Annotated in this window: 21 protein-coding genes; 15 read left to right on the top strand and 6 right to left on the bottom strand. The window is 36.5% G+C overall.

All coding sequences use genetic code 11. The features are described 5' to 3' along the window. Positions 1-26: 26 nt before the first annotated feature. Both CQ058_RS10500 and CQ058_RS10495 read right to left on the bottom strand, forming a co-directional pair. Positions 27-698 carry a DUF1129 family protein gene (locus CQ058_RS10500; protein ID WP_002015041.1) on the bottom strand — a complete coding sequence of 224 codons (672 nt, stop codon included), beginning with the start codon at positions 696-698 and terminating at the stop codon, positions 27-29. 5 nt (positions 699-703) lie between these two features. Further along, complete coding sequence (locus CQ058_RS10495; protein ID WP_000556081.1) at positions 704-1,021, bottom strand: PadR family transcriptional regulator; 318 nt, start codon at positions 1,019-1,021, stop codon at positions 704-706. Positions 1,022-1,177: 156 nt separating this feature from the next. Between CQ058_RS10495 and splB the strand changes: the two genes are divergently transcribed. The 3 genes from splB to CQ058_RS10480 all read left to right on the top strand — a co-directional run bounded on the left by splB (position 1,178) and on the right by CQ058_RS10480 (position 3,466). After that, on the top strand, positions 1,178-2,203 hold the full coding sequence (splB, locus tag CQ058_RS10490) for a spore photoproduct lyase (RefSeq protein WP_002015042.1): 1,026 nt from the start codon (positions 1,178-1,180) through the stop codon (positions 2,201-2,203). A gap of 133 nt (positions 2,204-2,336) precedes the next feature. Continuing rightward, a complete protein-coding gene (gene mntR / locus CQ058_RS10485; RefSeq protein WP_002143106.1) occupies positions 2,337-2,765 on the top strand; it encodes a transcriptional regulator MntR in 429 nt (142 codons plus the stop codon). A 53-nt stretch (positions 2,766-2,818) separates the two neighbouring features. Then, complete coding sequence (locus CQ058_RS10480; RefSeq protein WP_002190650.1) at positions 2,819-3,466, top strand: HAD family hydrolase; 648 nt, start codon at positions 2,819-2,821, stop codon at positions 3,464-3,466. A gap of 80 nt (positions 3,467-3,546) precedes the next feature. Here CQ058_RS10480 and CQ058_RS10475 read toward each other — a convergent pair whose 3' ends face one another. Beyond that, entirely contained in the window at positions 3,547-3,948 is a 402-nt protein-coding gene (locus CQ058_RS10475; RefSeq protein WP_002015046.1) for an SA1362 family protein, read from the bottom strand. Positions 3,949-4,027: 79 nt separating this feature from the next. Next, complete coding sequence (locus tag CQ058_RS10470) at positions 4,028-4,948, bottom strand: DUF1385 domain-containing protein (protein ID WP_002015047.1); 921 nt, start codon at positions 4,946-4,948, stop codon at positions 4,028-4,030. 244 nt (positions 4,949-5,192) lie between these two features. Here CQ058_RS10470 and CQ058_RS10465 point away from each other — a divergent pair, with 244 nt between their 5' ends. From CQ058_RS10465 to efp, 4 genes are read left to right on the top strand one after another with little or no spacing between them, the layout of a single operon-like run. After that, complete coding sequence (locus tag CQ058_RS10465) at positions 5,193-5,678, top strand: YqhR family membrane protein (RefSeq protein ID WP_002015048.1); 486 nt, start codon at positions 5,193-5,195, stop codon at positions 5,676-5,678. A 55-nt stretch (positions 5,679-5,733) separates the two neighbouring features. Next, positions 5,734-6,174, top strand: a complete 441-nt coding sequence (aroQ, locus tag CQ058_RS10460) for a type II 3-dehydroquinate dehydratase (RefSeq protein WP_002015049.1) — start codon at positions 5,734-5,736, stop codon at positions 6,172-6,174. Positions 6,175-6,178: 4 nt separating this feature from the next. Further along, positions 6,179-7,240 carry a Xaa-Pro dipeptidase gene (gene pepQ / locus CQ058_RS10455; protein ID WP_002033991.1) on the top strand — a complete coding sequence of 354 codons (1,062 nt, stop codon included), beginning with the start codon at positions 6,179-6,181 and terminating at the stop codon, positions 7,238-7,240. A 21-nt stretch (positions 7,241-7,261) separates the two neighbouring features. Continuing rightward, positions 7,262-7,819, top strand: coding sequence for an elongation factor P (gene efp, locus CQ058_RS10450; RefSeq protein ID WP_002190649.1), 558 nt, complete (start codon positions 7,262-7,264; stop codon positions 7,817-7,819). 35 nt (positions 7,820-7,854) lie between these two features. Here the strand turns inward: efp and CQ058_RS10445 are convergent, their stop codons facing one another. Further along, positions 7,855-8,175, bottom strand: coding sequence for a hypothetical protein (locus CQ058_RS10445; protein ID WP_002129051.1), 321 nt, complete (start codon positions 8,173-8,175; stop codon positions 7,855-7,857). Further along, positions 8,156-8,734 carry a GNAT family N-acetyltransferase gene (locus CQ058_RS10440; RefSeq protein WP_181150761.1) on the bottom strand — a complete coding sequence of 193 codons (579 nt, stop codon included), beginning with the start codon at positions 8,732-8,734 and terminating at the stop codon, positions 8,156-8,158. The genes CQ058_RS10445 and CQ058_RS10440 overlap by 20 nt, the downstream gene beginning before the upstream one ends. Positions 8,735-8,915: 181 nt before the next feature. On the opposite strand from CQ058_RS10440, the gene CQ058_RS10435 reads away from it, so the two are divergent. From CQ058_RS10435 to spoIIIAG, 8 genes are read left to right on the top strand one after another with little or no spacing between them, the layout of a single operon-like run. Beyond that, positions 8,916-9,197 carry a YqhV family protein gene (locus CQ058_RS10435; RefSeq protein ID WP_000816054.1) on the top strand — a complete coding sequence of 94 codons (282 nt, stop codon included), beginning with the start codon at positions 8,916-8,918 and terminating at the stop codon, positions 9,195-9,197. Between the two features lie 27 nt (positions 9,198-9,224). Beyond that, positions 9,225-10,151 carry a stage III sporulation protein AA gene (gene spoIIIAA / locus CQ058_RS10430; RefSeq protein ID WP_002143102.1) on the top strand — a complete coding sequence of 309 codons (927 nt, stop codon included), beginning with the start codon at positions 9,225-9,227 and terminating at the stop codon, positions 10,149-10,151. Beyond that, entirely contained in the window at positions 10,145-10,660 is a 516-nt protein-coding gene (gene spoIIIAB / locus CQ058_RS10425; RefSeq protein ID WP_002088574.1) for a stage III sporulation protein SpoIIIAB, read from the top strand. The genes spoIIIAA and spoIIIAB overlap by 7 nt, the downstream gene beginning before the upstream one ends. Before the next feature lie 14 nt (positions 10,661-10,674). Beyond that, complete coding sequence (spoIIIAC, locus tag CQ058_RS10420; RefSeq protein ID WP_000020914.1) at positions 10,675-10,878, top strand: stage III sporulation protein AC; 204 nt, start codon at positions 10,675-10,677, stop codon at positions 10,876-10,878. Positions 10,879-10,901: 23 nt separating this feature from the next. Then, positions 10,902-11,285 carry a stage III sporulation protein AD gene (gene spoIIIAD / locus CQ058_RS10415; RefSeq protein ID WP_105589691.1) on the top strand — a complete coding sequence of 128 codons (384 nt, stop codon included), beginning with the start codon at positions 10,902-10,904 and terminating at the stop codon, positions 11,283-11,285. A 10-nt stretch (positions 11,286-11,295) separates the two neighbouring features. Continuing rightward, positions 11,296-12,468 carry a stage III sporulation protein AE gene (spoIIIAE, locus tag CQ058_RS10410; protein WP_002067101.1) on the top strand — a complete coding sequence of 391 codons (1,173 nt, stop codon included), beginning with the start codon at positions 11,296-11,298 and terminating at the stop codon, positions 12,466-12,468. 12 nt (positions 12,469-12,480) lie between these two features. After that, positions 12,481-13,113, top strand: a complete 633-nt coding sequence (spoIIIAF, locus tag CQ058_RS10405; RefSeq protein WP_002015059.1) for a stage III sporulation protein AF — start codon at positions 12,481-12,483, stop codon at positions 13,111-13,113. Continuing rightward, entirely contained in the window at positions 13,103-13,765 is a 663-nt protein-coding gene (spoIIIAG, locus tag CQ058_RS10400; RefSeq protein ID WP_002088572.1) for a stage III sporulation protein AG, read from the top strand. Before spoIIIAF ends, spoIIIAG begins: the two co-directional genes overlap by 11 nt. The last annotated feature ends 10 nt before the right edge of the window (positions 13,766-13,775 follow it).

Here is a 13,775-nt window from a genome sequence, read left to right as displayed (position 1 = left end):
AAGAAAAACAGCCGTTTGAAGGGCTGTTAAAAATTTGATTTTTTGTATAGTAATTTATATAAAATAAAAAATAGGATAGCGATTAAGGCGTTTTGCCAAAAGGTTAGATGATAAATGAGATAAGGTTGTTTTTTAAAATAGACATTTAAAAATACAGCTGAACAAAATGGAGTAGCAAATGCGAATCCAAATAGAATCCTTCTTTTCCAATTCATCTTTTGATTAAAGGAATAGCGCTTTAATAAATATAAAATGAAAAGTATACCTAGTATAATAAGTGAAACGAACAAAGTGGTTCCAGGGATGCTAAAAGCTGGGCTTAATTGTTCGATATTCTTCCCGAAGATTAAAATGAAAGTCGAAACAAGTGCATCTATTCCAAACTGTATAGCAAGAAGTAAGCTAATAACAAAACCGATTAAAGAAGTTTGTTCTAGCTTTGTTTGGGTTGGTAAAGCTGATATAAGTTCATCGCAGTAAGATCGTAAATCATTTCCGAAAATATCATAAGCATTTTTATTTTCTGCTTGTGCTTCGATGAGATGATCTAATATTTCTAATAAAAGTTCTTCTAATTTTTGTTCGGGTACGTTAGATAATCGGAGATATACTAGCATATCACCGTAAGCAGCTTCGTTTTCAGGTGTTAGAAGTTCGCGTTTTTTATTGTTCAATTCAACCATGTCTTTCGCCTTCATCCCTATCACTCCCCTTGTAATAAGTTGTTTACCGTCGTTGAAACCATTCCCCAACTTTTTTTAAATTCTTCAAGTTGTTCTAATCCCTTATCAGTTACGTGATAATATTTTCGCTTCGGTCCCAGAGAGGAAGCCTTTAATGTACCTTCAATAAGTTTCTCTTTTTGCATGCGTAACAATAAAGGATAGATGCTTCCTTCACTTACGAATGTAAAGCCGTGTTTATTTAATTTTGTACTTAGTTCATATCCGTACACTTCTTCTTGTGAAATGATATATAGAATGCAACCTTCTAGTACACCTTTTAACATTTGGCTGTGCATGATTTCACCACCTTTTATCCAGGTAACTTGCCTTGCAAGGTAGCTGTTATCCAAATTATAACAGTCAGTAACTTGCAAAGCAAGTTACTGAAGTGGAAAACTTTAATCTGTGTTAATTTTCATGTGCTTCCCATACTAATGAGAGGAGGGAAGTACATGAAACCATTTATGCCAAAACTCGTTTACTTTGAACCGAGGGCACTCGAATATCCGCTTGGAAAAGAGCTTTATGAGAAGTTTACGAAGATGGGATTAGAAATCCGTGAAACGACATCACACAATCAAATTAGAAATTTTCCAGGGGAAAATGAATTGCAAAAGTATCGTAATGCAAAAGCAACACTTGTCGTTGGGGTGAGGAAGACGTTAAAGTTCGATACATCAAAACCTTCAGCTGAATATGCAATTCCGCTTGCAACAGGGTGTATGGGACATTGTCATTATTGTTATTTGCAAACGACACTTGGGAGTAAACCTTACGTAAGGGTGTATGTGAATCTAGATGAAATCTTTGAGAAGGCAAAGCAATATATGGATGAAAGGGCCCCTGAAATAACAAGATTTGAAGCGGCGTGTACATCAGACATCGTTGGAATTGATCATTTGACACATGCATTAAAACGGGCGATAGAGTTTATCGGAGAAAGTGAACATGGACGTTTGCGTTTCGTTACGAAATATTCGCATGTTGATCATTTATTAGATGCAAAGCATAATGGGAAAACGCGTTTTCGATTTAGTATTAATTCACGTTATGTTATTAAAAATTTTGAACCAGGGACATCGCCATTTGAAGAGCGAATTGAGGCTGCTCGTAAAGTAGCGGGGGCTAATTATCCTCTTGGCTTTATTGTTGCGCCAATTTATATGCATGAAGGGTGGGAAGAAGGGTACCGTGAATTGTTTGAACGATTGTACAATGCGTTAAAAGACATGACGATACCAAATTTAACGTTCGAATTAATTCAACATCGTTTTACGAAACCAGCCAAAAAAGTCATTCAAGAACGTTATCCGAATACGAAACTTGAAATGGATGAAGAGAAGCGGAAATATAAATGGGGACGATACGGTATTGGGAAATATGTATATCAAAAGGATGATGTGGAAGTATTAGAAGAAACAATACGAGGTTATATATATGAGTATTTTCCCGATGCAGAAATTCAATATTTTACATAAGGGGAATCTGGATTCTTTTTTTGTTTTATATATTTAGGCTCGTTTCCACCTTGTCACGTTATTCTTTCTGGTGTATCATTTTATTGATTGCTTCGTACGGAATAAGCAAAATGAAATTGGATGGAGGAAACCGATGCCTACCCCTAGTATGGAAGATTATATTGAACAAATTTATTTGTTGATTGATGAAAAGGGTTATGCCCGTGTATCTGATATTGCTGAAGCGCTTAGTGTACATCCATCCTCTGTAACAAAAATGGTACAAAAATTAGACAAAGACGAATATCTAATTTATGAAAAATATAGAGGGCTTGTATTAACATCAAAAGGTAAAAAAATCGGAGAACGTCTCGTATATCGTCATGAATTGTTAGAACAGTTTATGCGCATTATCGGTGTGGATGAAAGCAAAATTTATAATGATGTAGAAGGAATTGAACATCATTTAAGTTGGGAATCAATTGACCGTATCGGTGATTTAGTACAATACTTTGAACAAGATGAAGTTCGAGTAAAAACACTTCGTGGTGTTCAAAAAGCAAATGAAGAGAAAAGTAATTAAGGGGAACGTGTGGCGTTTCCTTTTTTATTTCAATCGAAAAGGACGGGAGAATAATGAAAGCAATTATTTTTGATTTTGATGGATTAATTGTGGACACAGAAACAATATGGTTTCACTCTTTCAGAGATGCTGTTCGTGAATACGGCGGCGAGTTACCTTTAGGGGAATTTGCAAAATGTATTGGAACGACAGATGAAGTGCTTTATGCATATTTAAAAGAGCAATTAAAAGAAAAATTTAACGAGCATGCATTAAAGGGAAAAGTAACAACTTTACATAAAGAGAAAATGAAAATACCAAAAGCGCGTGACGGGGTAAAAGAATATTTAGAAGAAGCGAAAGAACTTGGATTGAAAATCGCATTAGCCTCTAGTTCATCTAGGGAGTGGGTCGTTCGTTTTTTAGAAGAGCTACAAATTAGAGATTATTTTGAAGTGATTAAAACGCGAGAAGATGTAGAGAAGGTAAAACCAGATCCAGCTCTTTATAAAGTTACGATAGAAGAATTAGAAATTGAACCATCAGAAGCTGTTGTATTTGAAGATTCATTGAATGGATTGAAAGCAGCGGTGGCAGCAGGATTAAAGTGTGTCGTCGTACCTAATGATGTGACAAGAAATTTGCAATTTGAAAACCATCACCTTCGTATCGAAAGTATGAAAGAGAAAAGTTTGAAAGAAGTGCTTCAACATCTAAAGTGAAACTTTAATCAGTAGGGTTTTTCGCATCTTCCACTGATTATTAGCCCCGCACCAACCGGGATAAAAAAAGACCGTATTTCCTAAAAGGAAGCACGGTCTTTCTTTTTGTTTTTTTTACCTTCAATGACAGTTAAATGAGATTGTTTTCTTTTTCTTTTCAACGATGGAGAATTACCCTTTTTCCCCTTGTCATCAGAAGCATTTCGTTTCAAGAAAGAATTGCTTAGGGGTGCTACATTTTGTTTCCCGTGTTTGCGGTTCGATTGTTTCGCTGCACGCTTATATGAGCTTTGCGAATTTGCAGAACCACTAGAGTTTGTAAACATTTTGTAGAGTAAGTAAAAGATACCGACGACAGCTAACATGATACCAATGTTTTTCAATACTTCCATTGGATTTGTAATAACAGATGAAACAAGGCCGAATATTGCCAATCCGATAATAAGCACAAATATAGCGAATGTAAACGAACGACCGTTCATAAGGGACACCTCCTAAAAACATATATTAAAATTAGTATATTAACGATGAGGAAAGGAGTTGAACACCATTTTTAAATAATTATTGTTTGTTTTCTAAACGTAATAATTCTTCAAACGATGCGATTGCAACTTCCGCTTGATCATCTGTTGGTTCTTTCGTTGTTAATAGTTGCAGCCATAATCCTGGATATCCAAGTACTCGTAAAACAGGGACATCTCGTAATCGATTGGTAAATTGTAATACTTCAAAAGAAATACCGAGAACAACTGGAATTAATAAAATTCGGTTTACTACCCTTGCCCAAAGCGGATCTGTAGGGACGAGGAAATAGACAAACATTCCAATAATGACTGTAAATATAATAAAGCTACTGCCACAGCGATAATGGAGGCGAGTTTGCTTTTGAACATTTTCTACAGTCAGTGGAAGATTATTCTCATAAGCATTGATTACTTTATGTTCCGCACCGTGGTACTGAAATACCCGCTTAATAAGTGGGGTTAAAGAAATGAAGTATATATAGCTCAATAATAGCATGAGCTTAATGACACTTTCGACAATGATTTGCCCTGTATGAGATGGGAAAATCGGTCTCGTTAATTCAGCTAAAAGTGCAGGAACTGCTGTGAAAATTACTTTACCAAATATGAACGATAAAACGCCAACTGCTGCAACTCCTAATACCATCGTTAATTTTGATTGTTCTTCTTTTTTATTTGCAAGTTGTTCATCTTCTTCTGGGTGGACATCAAATCGTTCTGAAGCAAAGTTTAAATGTTTCGCTCCATTCGCACTTGCATCCACAATAGCGGCAATACCTCGTAAAAATGGAATTTTCTTTAGTAGAGATAATGCTTTATTACGAACGCGTGGTAAACGATAAAATTCAATCGATTTATCTTTACGACGAACCGCTGTAACAGTATATTCTCTACCGCCAAACATAACTCCTTCTATGACTGCCTGCCCGCCATATATTTGTTTTGACTCTTCTGCCATGTTAACACCAACCTGTATTTGTTTCTCTCTTATGTAGAAAAAGAGGCAATTGTCATACTTGGTTTTGTCATCTTGAAATAAGACAATCACCGAGTTTCCTTTATTTTATCGACAAATACAGGCAGATGACAAGGGAAAATGTTACGAGAGTCGGACATTTCTTATTCTTTTTATAGACAAATTTTGCAGGATTTAAACATGCCTCAAAATAGTTTCGGGCATACTAGTGAGCGGAGGTGTCAATGTGAATCAAGAACAATCAACAATAAGAAACTTTGTACAAATTGGTTTATTTGGTGGCTTATTTTGGGGAGGTATATGGTATTTCCTTCATATATTCTCATTTACAGAAGCTGGACCTAACTATTTACTTTTACCGTTTGCATTTGGAGATTGGAAAGAAGGGGTTTGGGGAAATGTACTAGGTATCGTTTGTATGGGACTTCTTTCAATTTTAGTGGCATTTCTCTATAAAGCCCTTTTTAAAAAGTTTGAAGGAGTATTCCCTGGCGTACTATACGGTTTGTTTTGGTGGGCATTATTATTTTTGGGGATGGGGCTAATGGCACCTGTTATTAAAAGTGCACTCCATTTACCGAAAGAAACAATTGTAACGACAATATGTATCTTTATATTATATGGTGTTTTTATTTCGTATTCTGTAGCATTCGAATCGAATAATACAAATAGAGGAGAAGGGGTCGAGAAGACAAACTATTCAAATAAGTGATTCCTATGTTAAAATGTCGTATAGACATTTTTTAATATTAAGGAGTTTTAAGAAAATGAAAAAGTTACTCCTCGTAAATGGTCCTAACCTAAATCGCCTTGGCGTTAGGGAAGTAAATGTATACGGAAAAGGAACGTTAGCGACGCTTGAAACAGATATGAAACACGAAGCAGAGAAAATGGGAGTGGAGTTAGAATGTTTCCAATCGAATCATGAAGGTGCTATTATCGATCGTCTTCATGAGGCTGAAGATATATATGAAGGGATCATTTTAAATCCTGGAGCATTTACGCATTATAGCTATGCGATTCGAGATGCAATTGCGAGCATTTCGATTCCTGTTATTGAAGTACATATTTCTAACATTCACCAGCGTGAATCGTTCCGTCACGAATCTGTGACGGCGGCTGTTTGTGCGGGACAAATTGTTGGATTTGGTTTTTATGGCTATAAGTTAGCGTTATTTGCATTAATGGAGAAATTGAGGGAGGCATAAAGTAATGGAAAAGATCGAGAGATTAAGAAGTGCGTTTGATGAGGCTGGTATTGACGGTATCGTATTAACGAATGAACATAGCCGTAGATATATGGCGAATTTCACAGGAACAGCTGGTGTTGTACTAATTTCAAAAGAGCGTGCTCTATTTATTACAGATTTCCGTTATGTAGAGCAAGCTAGTAAGCAAGCGGTTGGATACGAAATAGTGCAGCATCCAGGATTAATTCTTGATGAAGTTGCGAAACAAGTTAAAGAACTTGGAATTCAAAAGCTAGGATTTGAGCAAGATACTCTTACATATAGCTCTTACGTAACGCATAATGAAGCGATCGAAGCTGAATTCATCCCAACTTCTGGGCTTGTAGAAAAGTTACGCTTGATAAAGACTGATTCAGAGATTAAGATATTAAAGGAAGCTGCACAGATTGCAGATGCTGCCTTTGAGCATATTCTATCATTCATTCGCCCGGGAGTATCTGAAATTGAAGTGTCAAATGAACTTGAATTTTTCATGAGAAAACAAGGAGCAACATCTTCTTCGTTTGATATTATCGTTGCTTCAGGTCTTCGTTCGGCATTACCGCACGGCGTGGCATCTGAAAAAGTGATAGAAAAAGGAGATTTCGTTACATTAGACTTCGGCGCTTATTACAAAGGATATTGCTCTGATATTACTCGTACGATTGCAGTCGGTGAACCATCTGATAAATTAAAAGAAATTTATAATATCGTTTTAGAAGCACAACTACGTGGTGTGAACGGTATTAAAGCTGGTTTAACGGGTCGTGAGGCTGATGCATTAACGCGTGATTACATAACGGAAAAAGGATATGGTGAATACTTCGGACACTCTACTGGTCATGGAATCGGTCTTGAAATCCATGAAGCACCAGGTTTAGCGTTCCGTTCTGATACAGTACTTGAACCAGGTATGGCTGTAACAGTAGAACCAGGTATTTATATTCCAGGTGTTGGCGGGGTACGTATTGAAGATGATATCATTGTAACAAGTGAAGGTAATGAAGTAATAACGAAATCACCAAAAGAACTTATTATTTTGTAATACACAGGAGGATTTTTTTACATGATTTCAGTAAACGATTTTCGTACAGGTTTAACAATTTCAGTGGACAATGCCCTTTGGCAAGTAATGGATTTCCAACACGTAAAGCCAGGTAAAGGTGCTGCATTCGTTCGCTCTAAACTACGTAACCTTCGCACAGGATCTGTTCAAGAGAAAACATTCCGTGCAGGTGAAAAAGTAGAAAAAGCACACATCGAAAACCGTCGTATGCAATACTTATACGCGAGCGGTGAGTCTCACGTATTTATGGATAACGAAACTTATGAGCAAATCGAACTTGGTGAAAACCAAATCGAGCGCGAATTGAAATTCTTAAAAGAAAACATGGGAGTATCTATTATGACATACCAAGATGAAGTACTTGGTGTTGAACTTCCGAACACAGTTGAATTAAAAGTTGCAGAAACAGAGCCTGGTATTAAAGGTGACACAGCTTCTAACGTAACAAAACCAGCTAAATTAGAAACTGGTCTTGTTGTACAAGTACCAATCTTCATTAACGAAGGCGAAATGCTTATCATCAACACTGGTGAAGGTAAATACGTTTCTCGTGCATAGTAGAAAAGCACTCGTGATTATCACGAGTGCTTTTTTTATAGGAAATAGGGCAGATAGTAAATTGCAGTTATAGCAAAACTAACTGTGACGAGTGAAAGGGTACCCATAATATATGGAGTCAAAACAATTTGAAACGGGCGTATTTCACCAGTTTCAATACCGGTAAAAGTTTTATTCGTTGCATGATCCATATTGTTATTTCTAAAGGTACTCATAATAATTAACCACGTAATTGCAAATATTGCTAGACTGCCAAGGAAAAAGCTCTCCATAAATGACCAGCCGACCATTTTTGAAAAAAGATAAATAATAGCTAATTCTACTACAATTGTTAAACTAATTTTCAATCCTTTCATATTTTCCCCCCTCATTTTGTACTTCCAACCAATTTGAAAAATTCTTGCGTGATACGACATGTAGTGAGCAAGGTGACTTTACTTCTTTCTCAAGTGCAGCATGTTCGCCTGGAAACTTGTTTTCCACATGCAATGAAATATAAGGTAGTTTCTCTTGCGCCTTTAAAGAGCGAATGTTAGTCGTTTTGGCACCAGCGAATACGTATGTGAGTTGTAAGTCTAAGAAAGCAACTTTAAAGATTTCTTTTTTAGCGGCCTCGTTATATCCTTTTCCCCAGTATGGATAGCCGATCCAACTGCCAATGTGAGATTGCTTTTTCTCATAATTAATATGTTTAAGTGTGGTGAGGCCAATTATTTCATTTTCTTCATTTACAATCACTCTTGATAAGGAGTGCTTTTTTCGTTCCTCTTCAATTGCAAAAAGAATGAATGTTTTTGTATCTTCCACTGATTCTACTTTTAGCCCTAATGCATTTTTTACATGTGGATTGCTTGATAGCTCAAAAATCACATTTGCATATCGTAAATCGAGCGGTAATAAAGTAACTTGCTTCATCATCTATGCTCCTTTTCTATTAAATATACCATAAATTAATTAGAATATTCAGTTTTATATTAAGTCGATAGAGAAAAATTATGTTTTTACTTCTGAAATAGACAACCTCTGCATATGGTTGTACAAATATATTCTTTTTCAGAATAAGGAAGTAGTAACTGTTATGGGAGAAGGTGGGAGAATGAAACAGTGGCTAGCGGCAATGGAAACATCCGTGCTTGTTATGGGATTACTTCGGTTGTTTTCAGGAAGCGCGGAAATATTCGCCGCTCTGCTTATGCTTTACGTGAATGATGCGAAGAAAGCATTGTTTATAAATGGTATGTTGGCGTTTGTTGGACCGACCGTATTAATTTTAACAATGACAATTGGCATAGCGAGTGTAGCAAGTGAGATTTCTTTCTTGAAACTCTTTTTTCTAGCGCTTGGAATTGGCTGCATTTTTATCGCGTTGTTGAAATAGTAAGTCGAGTATAGTGGGGAGAAGCTTATGAAAGAAGTATTAGAAGTTTTACCGAAAGCGATGAGACAGTTAGTTGAAGGCTGTAAACAATACGATACTCTAGAGGAAATTCGCGTTCGAATTGGAAGGCCACTAGAGTGTATTGCACATGGAGAAGTGTTTTTCTATGACTATATCGCTACAGCGGAAGATGCAATCCATTTATTGAATAAATTAAGTCAATTCTCAATTTATACGATGGAAGAGGAATTGAAACGTGGATATGTGACACTACGAGGAGGACATAGAATTGGCCTAGCTGGAAAAGTCATTACAGAAAAAAGCGCAGTGAAAATGATTCGAGATGTCTCTTCTTTTAATATTCGTATTGCCCGTCAAAAAATAGGGATTGCTGAGCCGCTTCTGCCATATCTTTATGAATCGCGATGGTTAAACACGATGGTAATTGGCCCACCGCAAACGGGGAAAACAACACTTTTAAGAGATGTAGCACGCTGTATGAGTCAAGGTGTAAGTGCTTCGAAAATTCCTTCATGTAAAGTGGGGATTGTTGATGAACGATCAGAAATTGCGGGCTGTGTGAAAGGAATCCCGCAATATGACTTTGGCGTGCGAGTAGATGTATTAGACGCTTGTCCAAAAGCTGAAGGAATGATGATGATGATTCGTTCTATGAGCCCAGACATATTAATCGTAGATGAAATTGGACGTAAAGAAGATAGTGAAGCGATTATGGAGGCGGTACATGCAGGTGTTCAGCTTTTTATAAGTGCACATGGATTTTCTTATGATGATGTTGTGAAACGTCCATCGTTACAGGCTGTGCTGGAACTTGGTGTATTTGATAGGTTTGTGGAATTATCAAAAGCGAGAGGGCCAGGAACAGTTATGCAAGTGAAAGATAGAGATGGAAAACCAGTATTATCCCATAGAAAGGTTCAAGGCGTATGGTGAAAATATTTGGTGCGGTATTAATAGTTGCTGTTAGCACTTTTTTCGGATTTTCATACGCTAAAAGGTACAGTGAGAGACCGCGGCAACTTAGGTTATTGAAGGCAGCATTGCAATCATTAGAAGCTGAAATTATGTATGGACACACGCCGTTATCTGAGGCTGCAGAGCGTTTAGTCAAACAAATGCCGAAGCCGTTAAATTGGATATTTCAAAGCTTTTCGAAACGGCTAGAGGACGGGGAGCAAACAGTTAGAGAAGCTTGGATTGATAGTTTGAAGGAGAACTGGACGTTAACGGCGTTTAAACAAACCGAGTATGAAATCTTACAACAATTTGGTGAAACACTTGGACAACATGATCGTGAATCACAGCAAAAACATATTCGCTTATGTATTACACATTTGGAGAGAGAAGAAGGAGAAGCGAAAGCATTACAACTACAATATGAAAAAATGATAAAGAGTTTAGGGGTACTAGCAGGGCTACTTATCGTAATTTTACTGCTATAGGGGGGAGAAAGGCGATGTCCATTGATGTTGGATTAATATTTCAAATCGCCGGAATCGGCATTGTTTTAGCTTTCATTCATACTGTACTAAAAGAATTAAAGCGAGAGGATATTGCAAATTGGGTTATCCTTGTCGGTTTTGTCGTTATTTTGTTTCATGTTGCATTTTTAATTAATACTCTATTCGACAAGATTAAAAGTGTCTTTCTCTTCCAGTAAAGGAGGCGGTTCGAATCGAAATTATACAAATTGTCGGATTAGGCCTCGTTGCTACATTTTTAGCTGCTGTTTTAAATCAGCATAAGTCTAGTATTACATCGTTATTTATTGTGTTCATTGGTAGCATGATGTTTCTTCTCTTAATCGATCAAATTCATTCTATTTTACAAATGATTGAGAGAGTGGCGAGTGAAGCGAAGGTTAGCAACGTATATGTAGAAACGTTATTGAAAATTATAGGGATTGCTTATGTCGCTGAGTTTGGTGCGCAAATTACAAAGGATGCTGGTCAAGGTGCAATCGCTTCGAAAATTGAATTAGCTGGGAAAATCTTAATTCTCGTCATGGCAATTCCTATTTTGACGGTTGTAATTGAAACAATTCTCGGTTTTTTACCTACGGGATAAGGGGGAGTGAATGTTGAGGAAGTTTGGAGCTAAGCTATTATTTGCTTGCTTCCTTTTCTTTTCTTTACCGATTGTTGTACAAGCTTCTCCTATAGAAACAAACGTCGTTGATCAACAATTGGATAAGCTCGGAATTGAAGATGTGAAGCAATTTTGGGACGGGCTTGTTACAAAGTATGGAGGCTATTTACCAGAGAGTCAAAAAGGAAGCTTTATGGAGTTTGTAAAGGGAGAAAAAGAGTTCTCCATAAAAGAGTGGATGATAGGTCTACTAAAATATTTATTTCATGAGCTTGTTGCAAATGGAAAGTTACTCGGAACGCTCATTATGCTCACGATTTTCAGTGCATTGTTGCAATCGTTGCAATCTGCTTTTTCAAAGAGTAGCGTGAGTAAAATCGCTGATGCAGTCGTATACATGGTACTTATTATTTTCGCTTTAAATAGTTTTTATGTCGTTATGACATATGCAAGAGAGACGATACAAACAATGGTAGATTTTATACTAGCGTTATTACCAATTTTACTTGCACTCGTAGCAACAGGCGGCGGTGTTGTTTCTGTATCATTTTTCCATCCAATCATCATTTTCTTAATGAATACGAGTGGGCTTCTTATGAACTATATCGTTCTACCACTTTTATTACTTGCAACTATATTAAGTATTGTAAGCACGATGAGTGATCAATATAAAGTTACGAAATTGTCCAAGCTTTTGCAAAACGTTAGTGTTGGGATTATTGGTATCTTTTTGACGGTTTTTTTAGGCGTATTATCTGTACAGGGAACAGCGTCAGCCGTTGCTGATGGTATAGCTGTGAAAACGGCTAAATTTGTAACAGGAAATTTCATTCCTGTAGTAGGAAGGATGTTTACTGAGGCGGCGGATACTGTTATTAGTGCATCTGGATTATTAAAAAACACAGTCGGAATTATCGGGCTCGTTATTTTATGCTTAATTGTCGCTTTCCCAGCGATTCAAATTTTTTGTATCGCGTTTATTTATAAATTCGCAGCAGCAGTATTGCAACCAGTAGGCGGAGGAGCAATTATTCAATGTTTAGATATCATTGGACGAAGTATCATTTACGTATTTGCTTGCTTAGCTATCGTATCATTTATGTTCTTTTTAAGTATCACAATTATTATTGCTGCCGGGAACATTACTCTCATGATGCGGTAGGAGGTGAAGAGTATGCAATTTGTTACAGAGTGGATTAGAAATATTATCGTTTTTTTACTCTTAGCGACAATGCTTCATCTTATTCTTCCAAATTCAAATTTGCAAAAGTACGTTAAATTCGTTGTAAGTCTATTGTTAGTCGTATTAATTTTAACGCCTCTATTTAAGTTGTTACAAACAGATGTAAATGAAGTTATCGCAAATTTCAATGAGGAAAAGTACGTAGCAGATGGATCTGTAAAAAATTCGATAGATTCGAAGAAAAAAGAAATACAAGCTCTAACACGTGCATATAGTTTAGAAGAGATGGCTACCAAAATGAAAAAAGACGTAGGAAAAGAGTTTGAGAAAAAGTATGGTATGACAGTCTCTGAAATACAAATAGTCGCAGTGGAACATGCAGAAGAAGTAAAGTCAGCGAAAGATATTCAATCTGTTGTTGTGACGTTGAAAGAAAAAGAACGTAGTAAAAATGATGCAATCGAAACAGTAAAGCCAATTGAAATTAATATGAAAGAACCTCCAAAAAAAATAGAAGAAACGAATGTAGAAATGAAAGATTTCTTTTCAAGCAGGTGGCAACTAGAGGATAAACAAATCCAAGTTCAGATGGAAGGGAGGACAGGTAGCGTAAATGGACAATAAAGATAAAAATTCGAGGTTCTCATTTTTTCGAAACCTATTAAATGGGGATGGAAAAGAAAGTAATGAGAAGGGGAAAAAGGTAACACCTAAGTTTTTGCTTGTCCTACTCATACTTGGGATTGCGCTTATGTTTTCTAGTAATTTCTTATCACCTAAAAAAGAAGAAGTGCCTGTGTTTAAAGAAAAGACAAGTCAAAGCCAAGATAAAGATGTACCAACTTTCGGTCAAAAAAACAATGATAATATGTCAAATGTAGAAAAATACGAAAAAGCGTATGAACAAGAATTGAAAGCTTCTTTAGAAGAGATAGCCGGAGTAAAAGATGTAACTATTAAAGTGAACTTAGATTCATCTGAAGAAAAAATACTCGAGAAAAATACAGTAAAACGTTCACAAACGACAGGTGAAACTGATAAAGCAGGCGGGAAAAGGGAAGTAGAAGACGAGTCTCTTGATGAAAAGACAGTCATTATACGTGAAGGTGATAAAGAAACTCCAATTGTTTTGCGAACAGAGAAACCGAAAGTACGAGGTGTTCTGGTCGTAGCAAAGGGAGTGGATAATATACAAATAAAAGCAATGGTAAAAGAAGCTGTGACGCGATTATTAGATGTACCAGCTCATCGCGTTTCAGTATCACCGAAAAATTGATAGGGAGGAA

This window comes from Bacillus sp. MYb56 (genome assembly GCF_002976445.1).
GTDB lineage: Bacteria > Bacillota > Bacilli > Bacillales > Bacillaceae_G > Bacillus_A > Bacillus_A mycoides.
Note: the sequence above shows the minus strand (reverse complement) of the source record. Positions and strands in the feature narration are given on the sequence as shown.